Genomic DNA, 21,030 nt, shown 5'->3' with positions numbered 1-21,030 from the left:
GCTCCGGAGTCGGGTGCTGAAGGTTCCGGGGAATACGGCACAGCCCGGCAGGAGCGCGACGTCGCCGACGGTGCGGCTCTGGCCCGCGAGCTCGCCGTGCGCTCCTTCACGCTCCTGACCAACCATGATGGCGCCCTGCCCCTCACCGGCGTCCGCACGCTCGCACTGATCGGCGAGGCCGCCGCCAACGCCAGGATCATGGGCGGCGGAAGCGCGCAGGTCTATCCGGCGTCGGTGGTCTCCCCCCTCGCGGGACTGCGCCGCCGCGACGACGTCGAGGTGCGCCACGCCCTCGGGACCGACCCGCGGGTGCGGCTCGCGCCCGTCGCCGCCCCCACCCGGGCGCTGTTCCTGACCGCGGGCGGCGAGGTCCTGGGCGAGGAACGGCACGATGCCGCAGAAACCCGCTGGATCTCCGACCTGCCCCGCGACGTCGACGGATCCCGGCTCGCCGCCGTCGAACTGAAGACCACACTCGTGCCCGAGATCTCCGGGCGGCACGTGCTGTCGATCGCGGGCACCGGCGCCTTCCGGCTCGTCGCGATCCGGGAGGGCCTCCCCGAGGTGCTGTTCGACGAGACCGTCGCCCCCGAGGGGAACGATCCTGCCGCGCTGCTCACACCGCCCGAGCGGCGGATCGAGATCGACCTGACCGCCGGAGTGCCGGTCGAGTTGACGTTGCACCACCCGACCGCGCTGATCAACGACACGGCGTTCATCTCCTTCAACCTCGGCCACAGCGCCCCGGCCGCCGACCCCGGCACGCTGATCGCCGAGGCCGTCGCGCTGGCGGAGGAGTGCGAGGCGGCGGTGGTCGTCGCCGGCACCACGCTGGAGGTCGAGAGCGAAGGCTTCGACCGCCGCGACCTGCGCCTCCCCGGCCGCCAGGACGAGCTGATCAGCCGGGTGGCCGCCGCCAACCCGCGCACGATCGTCGTGGTCAACGCCGGCTCGCCGATCGAGATGCCGTGGCTCGGCGAGGTGGCGGCGGTGCTCGTCACCTGGTTCCCGGGGCAGGAGGGCGGGGCGGCGCTGGCCGACGTGCTGTACGGCGACGCCGAGCCGGGCGGGCGGCTGCCCACGACCTGGCCGCTCAAGGCGGAGGACTGCCCCGTGCTCGATGTGACTCCGGAGGACGGAGCTCTGCCGTACGACGAGGGGATCTTCATCGGTTATCGCGGGTGGGAGCGGGCGCGGCGCAGGCCCGCCTTCTGGTTCGGGCACGGGCTCGGCTACACCACGTGGTCCTACAACGAGATCGCGGTGACGGGCACGACCGTGACCGTGTCGGTGACCAACACAGGGACGCGGGCCGGGCGGGAGGTCGTGCAGGTGTATCTGTCGCCGGTCGAGGCGCCCGGGAGCGAGTGGCCGGGGTTCGGGCGGCCGGCGCGGTGGCTCGCGGGATTCGACGTGGTGGAGGCGGAACCCGGGCAGACCGTGTTCACGACGATCGTCCTGCCGGACCGGGCTTTTCAGATCTGGACCGCCGGAGGGTGGCGCACGGTGACGGGTGACTACTCTGTGGAGGCGGGCAGCGGGCTGGGCGACCGGCGCGTGGCGGCGATCACGTCGGTTTAGCCACCCGTCCGTTTTCCGTTCTTGACCCAGGCATTTGTATCCTTCACACCATGGCGAAAAAGCCCGTCGACCCCGCGAATGACCGTCCGGGGCGCATTAAGCAGCTCCGGATGATCGCAAAGATCATCAAGCAGGCCAATCCCAAGGGCATGCCGATCGTGTACGCCTCGGTGCTCGGCACCTTTGTGCTGTGCATCGTGATCGGACTTGTGCTGGGCTGGCTCTGGTACATGATCTTCATCGGCCTCATGCTCTCCTTGACCGTGGGCCTGGTCGTGTTCGGGCAACTGGCGCAGAAGGCGCAATATTCGATCCTTGACGGTCAGGTCGGAGCCGCGGCTGCCGTTCTGCAGGGCATGCGCGGCAACTGGGAGGTCACCCCCGCCGTCGCGGTCAACCGCGACCAGGACGTCGTGCACCGCGTCGTCGGCTACCCGGGCATCGTGCTCGTCGGCGAAGGGCCGGGCGGGCGGGTGCAGAAACTGCTGGTGGCCGAGAAGAAGCGGGTGCAGCGCGTCGCGGTCGAGGTGCCGGTCTACGACATCCAGTGCGGCGACGGGGAGGGCCAGATCCCGCTGGCGAAACTCCAGCGCCATCTGATGAAGCTGCCGCGCAACCTCAAGAAGCCCGCCGTGTCGGAGATCAACTATCGTCTCCGCGCCCTTCCCCAGAACCTCCCGCTGCCGAAGGGCCCCCTTCCCAAGGGCGCCCGCATGCCGCGCGGCCCCAAGACCCGCTGACCGGGGCCTTCGGGCCTCGGGCCTTCGGGCCTCGGGCCTTCGGGCCTTGAGCCTCGGGCCTTGGGCTGGGTCGCGGCGGTGAAGGTGCCTTGAGTCCTTGGGCTTCGGCCCTCCGGGTTCGTGCGAGCCGGCCCGCCCGCAATACGTTGCGACACCACCAGGAGCGAAGCGATGACCTCACAGGCCGACACCGTGGCCGTCTCCCGGCCCTCTCGGCGGCCGGTCGACTCGCCCGCGACCTGCCGGGCCAATCGGGGCTGGTGGGACTCCGCGTCCGACGATTACCAGGCCGAGCACGGGGAGTTCCTGGGCGACGCGGGGTTCATCTGGTGTCCCGAGGGCCTCGACGAGGCGGATGCCCGCCTGCTCGGCGAGGTCGCGGGGCGGCGGGTGCTCGAGATCGGCTGCGGGGCCGGGCAGTGCGGGCGCTGGCTCACCTGCCGGGGCGCGCAGGTGGTCGGCCTCGACCTGTCGTTCCGGCAGCTCCAGCATTCCCTGCGCATCGACGCCGGCCTGGACTCCCACCTGCCGGTGGCCCAGGCAGACGCCGAGGTGCTGCCGTTCGCCGCGGCCTCGTTCGACCTGGCCTGCTCGGCTTACGGGGCTCTGCCGTTCGTGGCGGCGCCGGGCGCGGTGCTGGCCGAGGTGCGCCGGGTGCTGCGGCCCGGCGGCAGGTTCGTCTTCTCGGTCAGCCACCCCATCAGGTGGGCTTTCCCCGACGATCCGGGCCCCCGTGGCCTGACCGCCGGTGAAACCACGTACTTCGACCGGGCGCCCTACGTCGAGGCCGACGAGGACGGCAACCCGGCCTATGTCGAGCACCACAACACGCTGGGCGACTGGGTGGGGCACATCGTCGGTGCCGGGCTGGTGCTCGACCGGCTGATCGAGCCCGAATGGCCTGACGGGCACGACCGCGCCTGGGGAGGGTGGAGCCCTCTCCGCGGGCGCCACCTGCCCGGCACCGCGATCTTCTGCTGCCGTTTCCCCGGCTGAACGCGCACGTTCCACCGAGGTCCCGGCACGACGGCCCTCATGCCCCTGCGGGAAGGCCGCCGCGCCCACGCTCACCCGGTGTCTGCGGCGACCGGGCGAACGTAGGCGACGGGGTCGCCCACCGGCACCGGCCCGGGCGTCGAGGGCCGGAGCCGGGGAGGGCGTTTTCCGGAGGTCTCCACGCTCGGCGGTGCCCGGCTCTGCCCGGCCTTTGGGGTGGCCGGGGCGAGCGGGTCCGGGCGGCCGGGTTTCCCCGTTGACCGGCTCACCCGACCAGGCTGCGCGACGGCGGTTCTCTGGGGTGAACCGCCCCGGCGGCCCGTCCGCGCCCGGGAACGCCCCCGGGGCTGCCCATGCTCCCCGGGGACGGGAGACCTCCCCGCGTCCTCTAGCCCTTCCCGGCCCCCGTGGTGACCGAGCGGGCGTAGACGACGACGTTGTCGGAGTAGTGACCGGTGGCCTTGTCGAAGGTGCCGCCGCACGTGACGAGGCGGAGCCCGGGATGGCCCGGGTCACCGTACACGCGCTGAGCCGGAAATCGGCTCTTGGCCACCTGCTCCACCGACTCCACGGCAAACGTGACGACCGTGTGGTCGGCGCGATTGACGGTGATGGTGTCGTCGCGGCGGAGGGTGTGCAACTTGTGGAAGACACCCGCTTTGCCGCGTCCGTCGACGTGGCCGAGGATCACCGCTCCGCCGCGTTCGCCCGGGGAGGCGCCGCGGGAGTACCAACCGGCTTCCTCGGGACGGTCGAGTGGCGGGACCTCCACTGTGCCGTCCGGTCTGAGGCCGAGCCGGGTGGGTTTAACGGTGATTCCCAGCCTCGGGATGCTCAGCAGCATCGGGGGTGAGCGATCGAGCTTCTCCGGCTTGGCCGGCCGCGAGGGTGTGACGTGCTCGATCGCCGCCACCGGGCTCGGCGACGCGGGCTTCGCCGAGGCTCCGCAACCGGTGAGCGAGAGGCCGACCAGCGCCGTGCCGGCGAGGGTGGCCGCGATGCCACCGGTGAGCCGTCTCACGTCAGGCGCCGGCGCCGACCCGCCGCCGGATCAGCACGACGCCGGCCCCGGCGGCGCCGACGGCGAGCAGTCCGCCGCCGATCGGCAGCAGCGGGATCCCCGCGCCTGCCGCGAGCGAGCCGTCGCCCGTGTCGGGAGCACCCTTGGGCACGACGATCTCGGACGGGTCGGCGGGCTTGGCGGGGGCGGGCTTCTCCTCGTCGGCCACGCGGAGCTTCAACTTCTCCGCCGCTTCCGGGTCGTCGATGGAGTAGGTGACCTTCTCCCATCCTTTGTCGGCCGCCATGGCGGGCTGTGCCGTACTCAGTGCCGCGATCACCAGTGCGGCGCCGGTCAATGTCCAGCGAACCAGTCGCATGAGTGCTCTCCTTGAGGTCGGACTACCGAGTCCCTCGCGTCCCCGGCCTGGGGTGGAAGGGCTCGCAAGCGGCTCGGACTGAAGATTCGCAGCGACATGTTCGCCAGCCATGACGGAAATGTCATAGGACTGTAATAGTTGTGTTCGTTGTCGAGATCAGTGACTCTCTGCGCTGATACTGAGTCCCGTGGCCAGAGTGATGCTGATTGAGGATGACACCTCCCTCAGGGAGAGCCTGCGGCTCGCCCTGCGCAGGCAGGGACACGAGGTGGAGGCGGTCTCGACCGGTGAGGAGGGATTGCGGCTCCTGCCCACCTGGCCGGCGGAGCTCGTCGTGCTCGACCTGATGTTGCCGGGCATGAGCGGGTTCGAGGTGTGCCGCCGCCTCCGTGCGGAAGGGTCCCTTCCGATCCTCATGCTCACCGCCCGGGGGGACGACTTCGACATCGTGACCGGGCTGGAGGCCGGGGCGGACGACTATGTGGTCAAGCCGGTGCGGCCGCGTGTGCTCGACGCCCGTATCCGCGCCGTGCTGCGCCGCGCCGAACCCAGCGCGGGCGCGGAGCCGGAGACGCACGGCGACCTCACGCTCGACCGGCTCACCCTGACCGTCGCCAAGGCGGGCGTGCCGCTCGTGCTCACCCCGGTGGAGCTCCGGCTGCTGTTCGAGCTGTCGGCGGCCCCCGCCCGGGTGTTCAGCCGCAGGCAGCTCCTTGAGGCGGTCTGGGAGGAGGACTACCTCGGGGACTCGCGGCTCGTCGACGCCTGTGTGCACCGGCTGCGCACCAAGATCGAGGAACTGCCCGCGAAACCGGTCTATGTCCAGACGGTGCGGGGGTTCGGCTATCGGTTCGGCCCCGTGCCTGACATGTCACCATGAGAGCACATGTCACCATGAGAACGCTTCGCAGGGCGCGGGTCTTCTTCAGCGGCCTCCGCACCCGCATGGTGCTGGTCTTCCTCGCGCTCGCCGTCCTCAGCGCACTGGCCGCCGCCGTCCTGATCTACAGCGAGGCGCGGTCCCGCATGCTGGACCGCACGCAGACTCTGCTGATCGACGAGTTCCGCGCCAGAGTGGAGACCCACACCGAGAACCTCGCCGAACCCCTCGGCAAGGCCGCGCTCCAGCAGCTCGCCAACCGCGTCGCGCCCGGCTTCCTGGGCGCGACCGGCACCGTGGTCTACAAGGGCGGGGAGGCGGTCTCCTCCCGCCGGACGGACGTTCCCCTCTCCTCCGCTCTGCGCATCCGGGTCACCGACTCGAAGAACCTGCATTACGAGCGGGTGCTGGTGGACGACATGCCTTACCTGATGATCGGCACCCCGGTCATGCGCGGCACCTCTCCGTCCGGACTCGAGGTCTATCTCACGATGCCGCTCACCAAGGAACAGAGCATCGACGTTGCCCTCGGCGAGGCCGCCCGCAACGCGATCCTGCCGGTGCTGACCCTGGCCGTGGTGTTAGCGCTGCTGGCGGCGCACAGCGTGCTGCGTCCGGTGCGCGCGCTCGACCGCGCCGCCCGCGCCCTCGCCCAGGGCAGGCTCGACACGCGGCTCGCGGTCGAAGGAGGGGACGAACTCGCCCGGCTGGCGCAGACCTTCAACACCACCGCCGCCGCGTTGGAGAGCAGCGTCGCCGAGCTGCGCGCGATGGAGGCCAAGGCCCGGCAGTTCGTGGCCGACGTGTCGCACGAGATGCGCACACCGCTGGCGTCCATGGTCACCGTGGCGGACGTGCTCGACGAGGAGGCCGGGCGCCTGCCCGGAGACGTCGCCGACGCCGCGCGGCTCATGAACACCGAGGTGGGGAAGCTCGCCACCCTGGTCGAGGACCTCATGGAGATCTCCAGGTTCGACGCGGGGGCGGTCGCACTGAACCCGGCCGAGGTCGACGTGGCAGGCGAGATCGGGGCGGCGCTGCGGCGGCGCGGCTGGGCCGGGGCGGTGTCCACGCAACTGGAGGAGAAAGTCATGCTTCACCTGGACCCGCGGAGGTTCGACCTGATCGTCGCCAATCTCGTGGGCAACGCGCTGAGGCACGGCGCGCCTCCGGTCACCGTACGGCTCGCGCGGGGGTTGAACGTGATCGTCGAGGTGGCCGACCGCGGGCCCGGGCTGGCACCTGAGAGCCTGCCGCATGTGTTCGACCGCTTCTACAAGGCCGACAGCGCGCGCAGCCGGTCGGCGGGCAGCGGGCTCGGGCTGGCGATCGCCAGGGAGAACGCTCTCCTGCACGGCGGCGCGCTGACGGCGGCGAACCGGCCCGGCGGGGGTGCGGTGTTCACGCTCACCTTGCCGGTGAACGCCGGGCTGGACGATCGATGATGGCAAATCACCGGATATTTCGGAGAATCGCGGTAATCATCGGGGCGCTGCTGACCGCGGGGTGTGGGATCCCGCCTATGGCCGACATGGGCGGCCCCGCCCCCACGGGGTTTCATCCGAGGACGAGGCTCTATTTCATCTCCGACGGCCGGCTGACCATGACCACCCGCCCGCACACCCGGCCCACCGTGCAGACCGCGCTGGACCTGCTCGTCCAGGGCCCCACCGCGGGCGAACTCCGCCGCGGCCTGCGCACCCAGGTCACCGTCGGCGACTTCGTCCCGATCAAGGTCCAGCAGGTCGGCGACGGCGTGCGGATCACTCTGCCCAAAAGGGAGGGCATGTCCAAGCTGGTGCTCCTCCCCCAGCCGGCCCCGGCTGACTGGCTCGACCTGGCCTACGGCCAGCTGACCTGCACCGCCGCCGAGGCCGTGGCCTCACGCTCCGACATCGAAGCCGACCGGGTGCGGGTCACCTATGTGCACCGGGGGGAGAAGAAACCGCTCGTCACGAGCTGTTCGCAGTTCGCCAAGACGTGATCCGCCCGCAACTGTACGGCTTAAGCCCGCAGAACCACCGTGTTGGAGACGCGGTCGTGCAGGCCGCGCCGGTCGCGGTCGAGGAGGAGAGCGGGCAGGGCCAGGCAGAGCAGGATCGTGCGCACGATCACCGGGACCAGCCGGGGGCCGCCGCCGTCGAGTGCGGCCACGCGGATGTTCATGAGCCGCATGCCGAAGGTCATGCCGATCGTGCCCACCAGCAGCAGGTTCTCCACCGCGAAGATCAGCAGCCCGACCCATGCCGCGTCATAGGTGCTCACCCTGAAGATGCCCTGCGCGATGGCCCAGGTGCAGATCATCCAGTCGATCAGCAGGGCCGCGAGCCGGCGGCCGAACCCGGCCACCGCGCCCTTCCCCTCCTCGGGGAAACCCAGGCGCTCACCCGGATATCCAAGGTCGACTCCGGCGGAACGTACGCCGCCTAGCCACGTCTGCGTCCACCGGGGCTGCTTGCTCATGCTCCCAAGGTATCGGGCGGTCAGGCCGGTCTGGACCGTGCCCGGGGGGTCAAAAGAGGGTACGGCTACCGCCAACCGGCAGACCGCACGCCGTAACCGGGGTTAACGTAGGACCGGTTCCCCTTAACACGGGCGAAACAAACGAGACATGGGAAGGAAACGGCCTGCGCCTACCTTCGGGAATGAGCCAACTGCCCGCGGCGACAGGCCGGGACGACAGGCCCCCAGGTTTAGGCCCAGCAGGTTTACACCCGGGGTCACCCCAGTCCCGCCCCCAGGCGATCAGCGCGGCACGGCTCAGCGCAAGCCGTGCCCTTTGGAGGTCTTGAAGTGTTCAACTCCGCCGACGACGTCCTGAAGTTCATTGGGGACGAAGGGGTGCAGTTCGTCGATGTCAGGTTCACGGACCTGCCGGGGACGACGCACCACTTCACGTTCCCCGTGGAGAACTTCAGCCGCAGCGTCTTCACCGACGGTCTTATGTTCGACGGCTCGTCGATCCGTGGGTTCCAGGCGATCCACGAGTCGGACATGCTGCTCCTCCCGGACCCGACGACCGCGGTGATCGACCCCTTCCGCACGCACAAGACGTTGAACATCAACTTCTTCGTGCACGACCCGCTGACGGGCGAGTCCTACAGCCGCGACCCCCGCAACGTCGCGCGCAAGGCAGAGGAATACCTCAAGGGCACCGGCATCGCCGACACGGTCTACTTCGGTCCCGAGGCGGAGTTCTACATCTTCGACGATGTCCGCTTCCAGACCAACGAGCACTCCAGCTTCTTCTACATCGACTCGATCGAAGGCGCCTGGAACACCGGCAAGGCCCAGGAGGGCGGCAACCTCGGTTACAAGCCGCGTTACAAGGGCGGCTACTTCCCGGTGCCCCCGATGGACCACTTCACCGACCTGCGCTCCGAGATGACGCGCCGCTGCATCGCGGCAGGCATCCCCGTCGAGATGCAGCACCACGAGGTGGGCACCGCCGGCCAGGCCGAGATCAACTTCAAGTTCGGCAAGCTCCTGGAGAGCGCCGACCGCCTGATGCTGTTTAAATACATCATCAAGAGCACGGCGCTGGAGTTCGGCCACACGGTCACCTTCATGCCCAAGCCGATCTTCGGTGACAACGGCTCCGGCATGCACTGCCACCAGTCCCTGTGGAAGGACGGCGAGCCCCTCTTCTACGACGAGGTCGGCTACGCGGGCCTGTCCGACGCCGCGCGTTATTACATCGGCGGCCTCCTCAAGCACGCACCGTCGCTGCTGGCCTTCACCAACCCGACGGTCAACTCCTACCACCGTCTGGTGCCCGGCTACGAGGCCCCGGTCAACCTGGTCTACTCCCAGCGCAACCGCTCGGCGTGCGTCCGCATCCCGATCACGGGCTCCAACCCGAAGGCCAAGCGCATCGAGTTCCGGGTGCCGGACCCGTCCTGCAACCCCTACTTCGCCTTCTCCGCCATGCTCATGGCCGGCCTCGACGGCATCCGCAACAAGATCGAGCCGCCGGAGCCCGTGGACAAGGACCTCTACGAGCTGCCCCCGGAGGAGGCCCGCCTCGTCCCGCAGGTGCCGGGCTCCCTGGACAAGGTCCTCGACAACCTTGAGGCCGACCACGACTACCTCCTTGAGGGCGGCGTGTTCACCCAGGACCTCATCGACACCTGGATCTCCTACAAGCGCGAGAACGAGGTCGACCCGATCCGCCTCCGCCCCCACCCGCACGAGTTCGAGCTCTACTACGACTGCTAGCAGGCGACCGGCCCGGACCTGGCATTCCTTCCGGAAAGCCGGTCTGAGCTGGGAAGGCACTGCTCGTCGTCTGTAGTGCGCCTGCTCAGGCGGAACAGACAAAACAGAACGGCCCGGAACCGATCATGGTTCCGGGCCGTTCTCGCGTCAGATTCCCCTCCGTAGGTGACGCCTTTCTGCTCATGTGCTCCTCGATCCCACTGGGCAGGACGGACGTGCCGCGTCGGCACGCGGCCGGGGCGTCCGCAGCCGAGGAGAGAGCGACGGGAGAGCTCGAGATCCATAGCGGCCACGTAATTGTGGTCTGGGCAGCAGTGGGCGCGCATGAGAACGACATCGGCTCGTTCGCGGCTCCGCAAGAAGGAGCCGCATCACTCCAAGCTCTGACCCGACTGAACCCACCGATCCAACTGAATCTTGGCCATATCCTCGGCGTCGGTACGGTGTTGTCCGCCAAACCGGGCACATACCGCGTCACCTGCGGGTGGCCCAATGGAGCTCGGGGACGGCGCATGCCCGGAGAAGAGAGGTGCGGATCAACGCTGCCGGCGGCGGACGACGGCTGGAGTTGTTTCTGGGTCCGCTTCACCCTGGCCGACTCCGCAAGAACGTGATCCCACGCGCGCCGTCGTGGGACCTCGCCCCGAGCACCACCGGCCCCGTCCTCGTCCTTTCTGATCGACTCCTGTCGGTCGCGGTGGACGCCGGCTTCGGTCCCGGGCATCCACAGAGATCCCGGGGGGCATCGCCCCCCGGGCTGCTTCGGAGATTGCTAGGTGGCGGTTTCGAATAGTTTCTCCGCCTCGGCAATCGCCCAGGCAAGGATGTCGAGGTCCGGGCGCAGGGCCGCGATGATCGTGTCGAGGTCGCGTAGGCCGGCCTGGTCCAAGAGGCGTTTTTCGTTGGTGATCCATTCGCCGCGGGCCGCCAGGACAGCATGGGCCGTGTTCATGGCGGCGCCGGCCAGGGCGCCGGCGACCTCGGTTGCCTGGCTGCGCCGTACATAAGCGGCCTCGGCATAGCGGAGGGTCGTGGTCGCGCGGGTGCGCCACACCGGTGGGGCCGCCTCGCGGAGGGCCTGCGGGTAGTCGGGGCGGGGCAGGGTGCCGCGAAGGACTCGGTTGACGGCGAGTTCGGCGACCACCAGGTAGCTCGGGATGCCCGCGAGGTGGAACATCAGGGGCTCCCAGTGGAAGCGGCCCTGCCGAGCCTCGGCGATCTCGTGATCGACGACGTCGAGGTCGCGGTAGTGGACGTCGACGCTCCTGCCGTCGATCGTCAGCCACGCTCCGCCGTTGAAGACCCCGCCGCCCCAGGCTCCGATCTCGGAGACCTCGCCGGGCCAGCCGATGGCGCGCAGGCCGGCCGGGTCGAAGCCGCCTCGATAGTAGACGGCGAGGTCCCAGTCGCTGTCCGGGGTATGGGTGCCCTGGGCGCGCGAGCCGCCGAGTGTGACGGCGCGCACGGCGGGCAGGGCCGCCAGCCGGTCGGCGACAGAGTCGAGAAACAGGTCGTCGGTCATGGGGAATCCCTTATGTGAAGTGGATGACGGGCGGCGTAGGCACACCGAGCGGGCGCCGGAGCTGGAAGCCCCGGCGGCGTTCTGCACATGGGTGCGCCGATGTCATCACTTCACGGCGTTGATCCTATCTCCGCGAGGGCTCTCAGATGCGTGGGGCGGTGTGCGCCAGGATCTCCGGGATCACCGCGTCCCAGGTGGAGCGGGGATAGATCTCATGGCCGACGCCCTCCAGCACGATCAGCCGTGCGCCGGGGATCTCGGCGGCGAGTGCCTCGCCGTGGCCGAGGGGGAAGAGCGGGTCCCGCGAGCCGTGCGTCACCAGCGCCGGGACGGCGATCTCGCCGAGGCGGTGCCGCCACGGCTTCCCGGGGTCGACGAGGAAGGGGTTGGTGAGCTGGGCTTCGACGCTCGTGCTGCGGTCGACGGTGCCCTCGGCTATCGCACGCAGCGCCGGCTCGTCGAACCGCGCTCCGGCGAAGGGCCGCTCGATCTCCACCAGATAATCGATCACCGCGGTGCGGTCGGCCCAGTCCGGCCCCGGTGTCTCCTCGGCGAAGCTCGCCAGGATCTCGTCGGACATCGGCGGCAGGCCGGAGTTCTCATCGCCGGCCCAGCCGGCCGTGGAGCCGAGGAGGGTGAGCGAGGCGACCCGCTCGGGATGGTCGAGCGCGACCAGCTGGGCGATCGCCGAGCCCTGGGACATCGCCACCAGGTGGGCACGACCCAGCCCCAGTGCCTCGATGAGCGCGGCGGTGTCCGCGGCCATGTCGGAGAGGCTGTACGGCGGAGCCCCGACGGGGTAGTTCGTCGAACGGCCGGCGTCTCTGGCGTCGAAGCGGACGACGTGCCGCCCGCCCGCGACCAGCCGGTCCACGAACTCGTCCTCCCACGCCAGGAGCGACTGCCCGGCTCCGTGCATGAGCAGGATCGCCGGATCCTCCACCCGCCCTGCCGTCCGCACACCCAGCGTGACTCCGTTGACCGCCACCGTCTGCTCCACGAACCTGCCCCTTTCCGTTACGTGTAACGAAGGTTAGCCCATGGTTCGTTACATGTCACGAAAAATCATCTAAGATGGGGTAGTGACTTCGATCTCGGATACGCGGGCGCTGGACGCCTGGTCCGCCTATCGCCGCCTGCGGCTGTCCCTCGACGCCGAGGTGGCCCGCGATCTGGAGCGTGACTGCGGGCTCTCGATGCCCGACTACGACGTGCTGGCCGCGACGTCTGAGTTGTCGGACGGCGAGCACTGCATCCGGGTGCGCGACCTCGCCACCCACCTGGGATGGGCGCACAGCCGGCTGTCTCGCCAGCTCGGCCGCATGGAGGGCCGCGGCCTCATCGCCCGGGAAAAATGCGAACTGGACGGCCGCGGCGAGGACGTCGTCCTGACCGGCGAGGGCCGCCAGGCTCTGGCCCGGGCCGCCCCTGTGCATGCGGCCTCGGTGCGGCACCGCTTCGCCGAACTCCTCACCTCGGAGCAGCTATCTGCCTTGGTCGACATCGCGAACCGCCTGGCCCCGCCTGGCACGGGATCCTTTCGGACCGGCACGCCCTGAAGCGCGATCCGCCTTGCCCGGCGAGGCGGGGTCCGGCATGCCTTGCGCGCTTCTTCGGCCGCGATCTTCTGCATCAGCGCACACATCCTTGCGTGCACGGCTTTCAGCGCCTCAAACCCGTGAATAGGTCATATAGATCACCCAAGTGTCCCCAGGGAAAAGCGGTGCAGGCCATTGACCGGCAGCAGACCCTTGGCCGCATCCCACCATGAAAGGCGATTTTCGGTAAGCCCTAGAAGAGAAAAGCTTAGCAAAGAGGCCCCCAGGTTGCCTTTTCAACCGTCCTTCCACTCTCGTTGACGCTCGCCGATGAAACTGCCTATCGTGTGCTTGCAAGGCGAATATCACGGCATTGGGGGGACAGCATGGCACCTCCACCTCCTTGCAAGCCGGACCTCATTATGGGGGTCCTGCGGCAACTAGGTTATGACACCCCAGATCCAGAAGTGCTCACGCGGGCGGTGTTCGACGCCTCGGCCAAGATAAAAGAAGCCCACGGCATGGATCTCAAGGACTGCCTCGTTCTGGTGCCGGTCAACTCCGAGTGGTACAAGAACGGCGTCCGAGAGAATGTGGATCCGCCGCAAAAGCAGCTGGGAGTCTAGATCCGAGGACGAAAGTGCGATCCGTGGACACCCGTCCATGTCGCACTTTCGTTTCCTCTGAACGGGGTGTGGTCCTTGAGCAAACTCTCGCTGGACACCTCGGAGATAGCCGAGGGACTGCGATCACGACTTCCGGACTGCACCGGCGCGGTGCTGGTCGGCAGCGCTCTCACCAGGTCATCCGACTGCGTGGCCGATATAGACATCACTGCCTTCGACCGCACCGTCGCACTGGGACACGACCGGCACTCGTCCTTCGAATATCACGGCCTTCCCGTTCACGTCGTGGCCTACAGCGAATGGCATTTCCAGGCCGTGGCCTGCAACGACCTGCTGACCCTTGCCTACATCCGGGAGATCAGAAAGATCCTCCGGGGCGTCGTCCTGTTCGACGACACCGGCTCGGTGGAGACCTCCCTGCGGCGACTCCGCGGTTGCGGGGTCGCGGCTCACCTTTTGCAGCCGCTGGCCGCCATCGCCGCCACCGGCGCCGCGCTCCCCGAGGACCCGGCGGAGTCCAGGCTCGCCTTCTATCGAGCCGTCGAGAGCATGACCTTCGCCTGGCTCCACCTCAGGCTGGAATATTCCTACTCGAAGCCGAAGTGGCTCCTGGAGGACGTGCGGACGACACGCTCGGCGAGCTTGGAGCAGCTCCTTTACACACTGGCCTCGGAGCTGCCGGAATCACATGACGTCGGCGAGCTCGTCGAAACGGCCTTTCGTGAACTCCCGCGAGGAGAAGGCGAATCCACAACACAGCTCCTCAACAATCTCACCGACGCCCGATCGCTCGTGTCGGCGGACAGGCTCCACGAGGCCGTGTTCCCTTTGAGAATGGCCGTTTATCAGGCCAGTGAGCTGTGGGCGCACCACCTAAGCATGAAATATGCGGATTTGCGGGACATCACGTGTCTCCTGCCTGGCTTGGCGGAGGCCAGACCCGCCCTCGGAAAAATCATCGACGACACACTTTTGCTGCGCAAGCCACTGCCGCTCACGCTGCGAGACCTCTGGCAGCAAGCGTATTCCGAGTTCCACCGACAATGGCAATGCTTAACGGCATAGAGGGGTTGAGGCTCTGTTCTGCGTGCCGTTCCGAAGAGGTGAGAGTTGTATGCCAAACATACCTTTTATCGTGAGGGGCGATGGCTTGCGGCTCTACGCGGAGGACGGCACGGAATATCTCGACGCGGTGGCGGGCACGTTCAATCTTCCTCTGGGATACAACCATCCATGCGTGATCAAGGCCGTGGAGCAACAACTCGGCCTGATGAGTCACATCAGCTCCGATCTGGCACGTCCGCACGCCCAGCGCCTCGTCGATCGCCTGCTCCAGCTCGCCCCGCCGGGGATAGACGCCGGCTGGATCAGGGACGCCACGGGATCGACCGCGGTGGAATGCGCTATCAAGATCGCGCAAAAGGCCACCGGCAAGTCCGATGTGATCACTCTTTTCCACGCCCATCACGGCCAGACCACCATGGCCGGCAGCATCTCCGGCCCCGCCTGGCGGCGGAGAAGATTCCCGGCGTACGGATCTCCGGGTGTCCTGCGGGTGCCGGACCCCAACTGCCGGAACTGCTTCTACAAGCAGACATATCCCAGCTGCGGGATCCTCTGCGCACACCGCATCGCCGACATCGTCCAGCAGGCGGGGCGAGAGTCGACCGCGTGCCTCATCGTGGAGCCGGTGCTCGGCAACGGGGGGAACATCGTCCCGCCCGAGGGCTACTTCCAGACGCTTCGCAAGATTTGCGATGATCTCGGGATCCTCCTCATCGCGGACGAGGTACAGACCGGCGTGGGCCGCGTCGGGTCGTTCTTCGCAAGTGCCCGGATGGGCATCGAGCCGGACATCATCGTGCTGGGCAAAGGCCTCGGCGGGGTGGGACTGCCGATCGGCGCCGTGCTCATGCGGCAGGAGCTGGACGTCCTGGAGCCGGCCGACCACTCCTTCACCGGCGGCGGCAATCTGCTGGCACTCGCCGCCGCCCACGCGACCTTGGACGTCGTCGGCGACGAGGGTTTCCTGGCCGGCGTGCGGCGGCGGGGCGGCTATCTGGGCGAGCTTCTGGGGACCCACCTCCAGTCGCACCCCGTGGTCGGGGACGTGCGCGGTGTGGGAATGATGTGGGGAGTTGAGATCGTCGGCCACGACGGCAGGCCCGACGCCGGCGCGGCCGCGGCTGTCGTCTCGTGTGCCCGTGAGAGATATCGCCTCATCACCCGCTCCTCGGAATATGGACGGGGAAACGTGGTGAAGGTCCGGCCGGCGCTCACCGCGACCGAGGAGGACCTGGACGAGGTCGTCGACCGGCTGCGCATGAGCGTCCACGACGTCGCGGGGGTCTGACATGCGGGCGTTGATCTACAGGGCACCCTGGCACATCGAGATCGCCGACCGGCCGGTGCCGGCGCCGACCCGGCCGACCGAGTGTCTGGTGCGGGTGGAGACCTGCGGGATATGCGGCACCGACATCGGCATCATCACCGGAGACTACGGCGCCTCCCGCCCGCCTGTGGTGCTCGGTCACGAGGCCGCGGGCGAAGTCGTCCAGACGGGGGCGGCGGTGCGCACCATACGGGTGGGTGACCGGGTCGCGATCAACCCGACTTTCTTCTGCGGGTCATGCCGGCTCTGCCGTACAGGGCGCACCAATCATTGTGCGCTGAAGGAGGGCACCGAGGCGGGGGTCAGCAGCGACGGCGCACTCGCTGAATATTTCCGCACCCACGAGCGCTTCCTCCATCGGCTGCCGCCTCACGTGAGTTATGAGGAGGCGGCGCTCACCGAGCCGCTGAGTTGTGTGCTCACCGGCGCGGGCAGGCTCACGCTCCGGCCTTCCGCGGTCGCACTCGTGCTCGGGCTCGGACCCATCGGCGTGCTCTACGCACTTGTCCTGGCCCTGCGCGGTGTGCGGGGAATCGCGATCGAGCCTGCCGCGGCGAGACGGATGCGCGCCGAACCCCTCCTGCGCGCCGAAGGATGGACGGTGCGCGAAAACGTGCACGAGGTGCGCAGGGAACTCAACGGGGTCGGCATCGACGTCCTCGTCGACGCGGGCGGGTGTTTCGACAACTCGTTCATGCCGCTGCTGGCTCCCGGCGCACAGGTGCTGCTGGTCGCCCTGCGCACACATCGGCAGACGATCGACCTCGGGAGTCTGGCCGATCGCAGCATTTCGCTGGTCGGGTCCATCGACACACTCGGCACTTTCGACGATGCGCTGAGCCTGCTCGCCTCCGCCCGCATCCCGGCGAAGGACCTGATATCTCACCTGGTGCCGCTTCCCGATCTGCCCGGTGCTCTTCAGCTGCTCGGGTGTGACATTCGCGATCGTTCCTATATGCCTCGTGCGGCGGCGCTCAAGGTGGTCGCCAAGCCGGGTGTGGCGTGACCGGAGGAAGGAGACTCGAACGGATGGACATGATCGAGGGGGTCCTGCTGGAGGGCGTGGACTACGTCGGCAAAACGACGGTCTCCCATCGCCTCGCCGACCTCATGGGAAGGAACGGCCGGACCATCGGTCTGGGGCAGTGTTACCTGCAGCGGAGCCCGCTCATCGAGTTCCTCGAAAAGGAGGCGAAGAAATCCGATGACATGATGGTGCGGGACTACTTTTACACGGCGGCTCTGGTCTCCGACCTCTCGACGCTCGTGCCTCCCCGTGAATATCGGGTCCAGGACAGGCACTGGTTGACGCAGCTCGGCCGGAACGCCTTCTTCCACACCGAGGAAATGGTGCCGGCGCGCTATTTGCTGGAGGAGCACCGGCCCTTCACTCACAACGTCCTGCTCACCTCGTCGGCTCGCTCCAAGCGTGAACGAACCGCGGGACGGCAGCCCGGCTCGCCACGCGACGCCTATCTCGCGGCCCACCCCGAGGTGCATCAGGAATACGAGGACTTCGTTACGGCGCTGCTTCCCGCCGACGAGAACTGGCTGGTCCTCGATACGACTGATTGTCCGGTGGACGAGGTCGCGCGGCGGATCCTCGCCTACTGCGGGTCGTGACCTCGTGTCCGGTGAAAACACTGCGAACGGCGGAGGCCGGGTCGTCGTCGTCGGGAACAACACCGTCGACTGGGTGTACCGCGTGCGCGGACCGACCGGCCCCAACGGAAAAACGCGGGCGGAGTCCCTCACGATCCACGCCGGCGGCCAGGCCGCGAACGTGGCGTACAACCTGGCTGTTCTCGGCGGGACGGTGGAATATGTCGGAGCCTTCGGCGACGACGACGCCAGCGCCTTCACCCGGCGTTCCCTGGAAAAGGCGGGCGTCGGCCTGGACCGCTGTGTCGTTGTGCCGGGCTGCTCCGCCCATCACGCCTGCGTCACCGTGGACACGTCGACGGGCACACGCTCCATCGTCATGTACAAGGACGATCGGCTCCGCCTCGGCCCCGGGGTCGTCACCGGCGACCTGCTGAAGAACGCCGCGCTGATCTACCTGGACAATCATGAGGAGGTGGCTTCCCTCGCGGCGATCGAGCTCGCCCGCGACCGGCGCATTCCGATTGTCGCCGACCTGGAGGAGATCTCCGAATACACCTCGGCGATCATTCCCGGCGTGGACACGCTCATCGCCCCCAAAGACGTGCTGGAGCGCCTGGCCGGCGAGTCCGACCCGGTGCGGATGACACGCGTGATTCAGGGACTCGGACCGGCCGCCGTCGTCGCCACCGCGGGCGCGCAAGGAGCGTTCGGCCTCGACGGCGACGGCGAGGTTTTCCATATGGCGAGCCATCGTTGTGCCGTCAGGGACACCACCGGCGCGGGAGACGCCTTCCACGCCGCCTATGTCATGGCGATGCTGAACGGGCACGACTTCAGATCCCGGCTCCGCTTCGCGGCACGGGTCGCCGCGGCCAAGTGCGGAGTGGACGGCCCCAGACTCACCCCCGACGCCGCGGCCCTCCTGTGACCACCACACCTGTAGCAGGCACCGAGCGTTGGCGTTCGGCATGTTGTTCGGCATGTTGTTCGCCCTGCTGGCGTTCAGCCCCGACAGGCGCATGCCGGCCGGCAGTGGCACCGACCGCACGGTCCGGCTGTGGAACATGGCCAAGGGCAAGGCTCTCGCCGTACGGATCGACCGTGCGGACTGCCGTGTCGATCGCGCGTGTTCAGCCCCGGCGGCCGCACGCCGACCGGCGGCAGCACGGTCGCCGAGCGGGCCATGAGGACGTGGAGCTACTAGCCGGAAGCACCGAAATGACCTTGTACTGGTACGGCATTTGCCATCTTGATCCACGACCGCGGTCAGGCGCCGATCGTCACCAGCTCCCGGACCCGGGGAGAGGCCAGATAGTTCCTGGCCTTGTGAAACTCGAACCGGGCGATCCTCAGCGGATCGGCCTGTTCCACATCGTCGAAGCGCATCCGCAGGTCAGCCGGAACCGCGATGAGATCCCCCACGTCCGCCAGATTGATCCACCGCCGCACCCCCGGCGGCCTGGCGCATCGGCTCCCCGCGGGTCCCGGCCGCAACCGCTGGAAGACGACCTGGTTCATTCCCAGCGGACTCCCTAATGTGACTAAAAGGTCGACCTTAAGCTCCGGATGTGCCCACAGGGCCTCATAGGTGACGACGCTTCCCAGCGAATGCGCCACCACGACGCCCCCTTCGCCGGACCGGATGCTCTCGGCCACCATGTCCCGGGCGGCGTCCCGGAAGCACTCGTCGGTCAGATGCAGATATGTGTTGACCTCGCGCACGAACATGACGGCAAGGCGCTTGGCGGCCCGCCCGTGGTTCTCGGTCAGCCACTCCCCCGCCTGCCGTACCCTCGCCGTGGCCCGCCCCTGGGCGGTCTGCGGCACCCCGGCGAGCAGATCGACCATCGCGACGAGAAGCTCCTGCTCCCCGGGCTCCAGCAGGGTCACGTCGTCGCTTCCCTGCGCGGTCCCCCGGTGCAGCAGGTGGGCGTAGTAGGCCACGTCCACGCTCGGAGCGGTGTCCCCGCGCGACAGCCATCCGCTCCAATCGGCGCTGATCGCCGCCGCCGCGGCAGCGGGGGTGCCGTGCTCGGACATGTAGGAGTAGTTGCCTATCCCGTGTACACCGATGATTCGCGTCACGTGAACTCCCCGGTTATCCACCAGTTTTCCGGACACCGATGCGAAGAGCCGGCCATCACTCCCTAATGGCACCCCACCGCCGCGCCCGCATATCTGTGTATTCAAACGTAGCGCGACCTCACGGTCCCAATGCGCGGAAACTGTTGTGGATCCTTCTTCGCAGATGAATCCTTATCACCATATGGGAAGCCCGCCGAGAGGATCCGCCTATGGCCCGCGACTTCTATGCCACCGCCGCACAAGTCCTGCCCGTGTTCTTACTCGCCCTCGTCTGGGACTCCGGCTACCTCGCCGGCCTCCGCGGCCAGCGCCGGATGCTCCGCAGACGCACCCCCACCGGCAACGTGCGCTTCTGGACCAAACCCCGCGTCCGCGTCTACGTCCTGACCGTGACCACCGCCATCGCCGTCGGCCTCACCTTGTGCATGCTGGTCCTCGCCCACGCGATCCCCGACGGCCCGGCCCTGCGCATCGCCGTGTCCGCCGTCCTCCTTCTGGCCCTCTTCACCCTGCTGACCAGGATCTGGATCGACATCCTGCACGCGACGAAGAGCACCCCCGACCCGCCGTCCGACTGAGGGATCCGGCTCAGGCCTCCACGCCGACCAGGCGCAGCGCGAACGTCGCGTAGGTGTCCGCGATGGTCTCCGGGTCGTAGTGCGAGGCCGCGCCGTACCAGTGGGCCACGCGCATTCCCATCCCCGCGATGGCCGTGAGGGCCAGATAGGGGTCGGGTACGTCGAAGGCCCCGTTGTCCATGCCCAGGTTGACGGTGTCGAGGATCATCTGCTGGGCGTCGGCCCGCAGCAGGAGTGACGGTGCGGCGAGCTCCCGTGACACGGCGTGCAGCTCGTTGTTGGCCACCATCGCCAGCAGCGGATAGCGGGCGAAGACCAGGACATGGGCGCGGACCAGGGCGGCGAGGCGGGCGGCGGAGCCGGGCGGGGTGCCGGGGAGGGCTGCCGACAGTGCGGAGTGGTGAACCTCGTGGCCAATACGCACTAGTTCCGCGAGAACGTGTTCTTTAGCGGGGTAATGCGCGTAAAGCGTGGCGGATCGGATGCCGCACGCTTCGGCGAGGTCTCTGATCGACGTGCCGTGGAACCCGTATTCCGCAAAGAGACGTATGGCTTCGTGGAGGATTCTGCCCGATCTGCCGTCGGGCAGGGCGTGAGGGGGGAGCCGGACCTCGTCGGCCGCGATCCTGCGGTGTTCGGCGGGAATTGACACGTATCTACCGATCGATCGTTACTAGAAGCCCTATATTGATGGACATATCCCCTAAAGGTCAATGAACCATCCACATAGTGGGCATGGTGATTTTCTAGGCCCTACCCCAATGCGATCACGAGGATCCCGCCGGGATAACGTGGCTTTGACGCCCAGACCATGGAAACCTCTCCGACGCCCCGGACGACAGCACGACGACGTGGGTCCCGGCTGATCAAGAGAGGTGGGAAAGGTTCAG

Annotated in this window: 23 protein-coding genes; 16 read left to right on the top strand and 7 right to left on the bottom strand. The window is 68.1% G+C overall.

All coding sequences use genetic code 11. The annotated features are described in order from the left end of the window. From Ssi02_RS01820 to Ssi02_RS01810, 3 genes are all read left to right on the top strand, one after another. Positions 1-1,581, top strand: a 1,581-nt coding sequence (locus Ssi02_RS01820) for a glycoside hydrolase family 3 protein (RefSeq protein ID WP_204020343.1), incomplete at its 5' end; no start/stop codon positions are given. 50 nt (positions 1,582-1,631) lie between these two features. Beyond that, a complete protein-coding gene (locus tag Ssi02_RS01815; protein ID WP_204020341.1) occupies positions 1,632-2,321 on the top strand; it encodes a DUF4191 domain-containing protein in 690 nt (229 codons plus the stop codon). Positions 2,322-2,492: 171 nt separating this feature from the next. Beyond that, entirely contained in the window at positions 2,493-3,317 is an 825-nt protein-coding gene (locus Ssi02_RS01810; protein ID WP_204020340.1) for a class I SAM-dependent methyltransferase, read from the top strand. Between the two features lie 388 nt (positions 3,318-3,705). On the opposite strand, the gene Ssi02_RS01805 is transcribed toward Ssi02_RS01810, so the two are convergent. Together Ssi02_RS01805 and Ssi02_RS01800 are read right to left on the bottom strand one after the other, a co-directional pair. Further along, a complete protein-coding gene (locus Ssi02_RS01805; RefSeq protein ID WP_204020338.1) occupies positions 3,706-4,338 on the bottom strand; it encodes a class F sortase in 633 nt (210 codons plus the stop codon). Position 4,339: 1 nt separating this feature from the next. Then, positions 4,340-4,696 (bottom strand): GVDTG sorting domain-containing protein, encoded by a 357-nt coding sequence (locus tag Ssi02_RS01800; RefSeq protein WP_204020336.1) that lies wholly within the window; start codon positions 4,694-4,696, stop codon positions 4,340-4,342. Positions 4,697-4,883: 187 nt separating this feature from the next. Between Ssi02_RS01800 and Ssi02_RS01795 the strand changes: the two genes are divergently transcribed. From Ssi02_RS01795 to Ssi02_RS01785, 3 genes are all read left to right on the top strand, one after another. Further along, entirely contained in the window at positions 4,884-5,576 is a 693-nt protein-coding gene (locus tag Ssi02_RS01795; protein ID WP_204020334.1) for a response regulator, read from the top strand. Positions 5,577-5,590: 14 nt separating this feature from the next. Next, positions 5,591-7,021: an ATP-binding protein gene (locus Ssi02_RS01790; protein ID WP_204020331.1), complete on the top strand. Its 1,431-nt coding sequence runs from the start codon at positions 5,591-5,593 to the stop codon at positions 7,019-7,021. Between the two features lie 77 nt (positions 7,022-7,098). Next, a complete protein-coding gene (locus Ssi02_RS01785; RefSeq protein ID WP_204020329.1) occupies positions 7,099-7,560 on the top strand; it encodes a hypothetical protein in 462 nt (153 codons plus the stop codon). A 20-nt stretch (positions 7,561-7,580) separates the two neighbouring features. Here the strand turns inward: Ssi02_RS01785 and Ssi02_RS01780 are convergent, their stop codons facing one another. Further along, positions 7,581-8,039, bottom strand: coding sequence for an RDD family protein (locus Ssi02_RS01780; protein ID WP_204020327.1), 459 nt, complete (start codon positions 8,037-8,039; stop codon positions 7,581-7,583). A gap of 330 nt (positions 8,040-8,369) precedes the next feature. Between Ssi02_RS01780 and glnA the strand changes: the two genes are divergently transcribed. Beyond that, entirely contained in the window at positions 8,370-9,794 is a 1,425-nt protein-coding gene (gene glnA / locus Ssi02_RS01775; RefSeq protein WP_204020325.1) for a type I glutamate--ammonia ligase, read from the top strand. A gap of 772 nt (positions 9,795-10,566) precedes the next feature. On the opposite strand, the gene Ssi02_RS01770 is transcribed toward glnA, so the two are convergent. Together Ssi02_RS01770 and Ssi02_RS01765 are read right to left on the bottom strand one after the other, a co-directional pair. Beyond that, the gene (locus Ssi02_RS01770) at positions 10,567-11,316 is read right to left on the bottom strand and encodes a nucleotidyltransferase domain-containing protein (protein ID WP_204020323.1); all 750 of its coding nucleotides are present in this window, start codon (positions 11,314-11,316) and stop codon (positions 10,567-10,569) included. A 142-nt stretch (positions 11,317-11,458) separates the two neighbouring features. Then, a complete protein-coding gene (locus Ssi02_RS01765) occupies positions 11,459-12,316 on the bottom strand; it encodes an alpha/beta fold hydrolase (RefSeq protein WP_204020321.1) in 858 nt (285 codons plus the stop codon). Between the two features lie 82 nt (positions 12,317-12,398). On the opposite strand from Ssi02_RS01765, the gene Ssi02_RS01760 reads away from it, so the two are divergent. The 8 genes from Ssi02_RS01760 to Ssi02_RS01725 all read left to right on the top strand — a co-directional run bounded on the left by Ssi02_RS01760 (position 12,399) and on the right by Ssi02_RS01725 (position 18,664). Next, complete coding sequence (locus Ssi02_RS01760) at positions 12,399-12,875, top strand: MarR family winged helix-turn-helix transcriptional regulator (protein WP_239128515.1); 477 nt, start codon at positions 12,399-12,401, stop codon at positions 12,873-12,875. Positions 12,876-13,276: 401 nt separating this feature from the next. Then, positions 13,277-13,480, top strand: coding sequence for a hypothetical protein (locus Ssi02_RS01755; protein WP_204020319.1), 204 nt, complete (start codon positions 13,277-13,279; stop codon positions 13,478-13,480). Between the two features lie 75 nt (positions 13,481-13,555). Beyond that, the gene (locus tag Ssi02_RS01750) at positions 13,556-14,545 is read left to right on the top strand and encodes a hypothetical protein (protein ID WP_204020317.1); all 990 of its coding nucleotides are present in this window, start codon (positions 13,556-13,558) and stop codon (positions 14,543-14,545) included. A 49-nt stretch (positions 14,546-14,594) separates the two neighbouring features. After that, positions 14,595-15,833: an aspartate aminotransferase family protein gene (locus tag Ssi02_RS01745; protein ID WP_204020315.1), complete on the top strand. Its 1,239-nt coding sequence runs from the start codon at positions 14,595-14,597 to the stop codon at positions 15,831-15,833. Position 15,834: 1 nt separating this feature from the next. After that, positions 15,835-16,878, top strand: a complete 1,044-nt coding sequence (locus tag Ssi02_RS01740; RefSeq protein WP_204020313.1) for a zinc-dependent alcohol dehydrogenase — start codon at positions 15,835-15,837, stop codon at positions 16,876-16,878. Positions 16,879-16,901: 23 nt separating this feature from the next. After that, entirely contained in the window at positions 16,902-17,495 is a 594-nt protein-coding gene (locus Ssi02_RS01735; RefSeq protein ID WP_204020311.1) for a hypothetical protein, read from the top strand. A 4-nt stretch (positions 17,496-17,499) separates the two neighbouring features. Beyond that, a complete protein-coding gene (locus Ssi02_RS01730; protein WP_204020309.1) occupies positions 17,500-18,405 on the top strand; it encodes a carbohydrate kinase family protein in 906 nt (301 codons plus the stop codon). A 28-nt stretch (positions 18,406-18,433) separates the two neighbouring features. After that, positions 18,434-18,664 carry a hypothetical protein gene (locus Ssi02_RS01725; protein WP_204020307.1) on the top strand — a complete coding sequence of 77 codons (231 nt, stop codon included), beginning with the start codon at positions 18,434-18,436 and terminating at the stop codon, positions 18,662-18,664. A gap of 79 nt (positions 18,665-18,743) precedes the next feature. Here the strand turns inward: Ssi02_RS01725 and Ssi02_RS01720 are convergent, their stop codons facing one another. Continuing rightward, entirely contained in the window at positions 18,744-19,562 is an 819-nt protein-coding gene (locus tag Ssi02_RS01720; RefSeq protein WP_204020305.1) for a hypothetical protein, read from the bottom strand. 209 nt (positions 19,563-19,771) lie between these two features. On the opposite strand from Ssi02_RS01720, the gene Ssi02_RS01715 reads away from it, so the two are divergent. Further along, a complete protein-coding gene (locus tag Ssi02_RS01715; protein WP_204020303.1) occupies positions 19,772-20,140 on the top strand; it encodes a hypothetical protein in 369 nt (122 codons plus the stop codon). Between the two features lie 10 nt (positions 20,141-20,150). Here the strand turns inward: Ssi02_RS01715 and Ssi02_RS01710 are convergent, their stop codons facing one another. After that, positions 20,151-20,792, bottom strand: coding sequence for a TetR/AcrR family transcriptional regulator (locus tag Ssi02_RS01710; protein ID WP_239128513.1), 642 nt, complete (start codon positions 20,790-20,792; stop codon positions 20,151-20,153). Positions 20,793-21,030: the final 238 nt, after the last annotated feature.

It is taken from the genome of Sinosporangium siamense (assembly GCF_016863435.1).
GTDB classification, from domain to species: Bacteria; Actinomycetota; Actinomycetes; order Streptosporangiales; family Streptosporangiaceae; genus Sinosporangium; species Sinosporangium siamense.
Note: the sequence above shows the minus strand (reverse complement) of the source record. Positions and strands in the feature narration are given on the sequence as shown.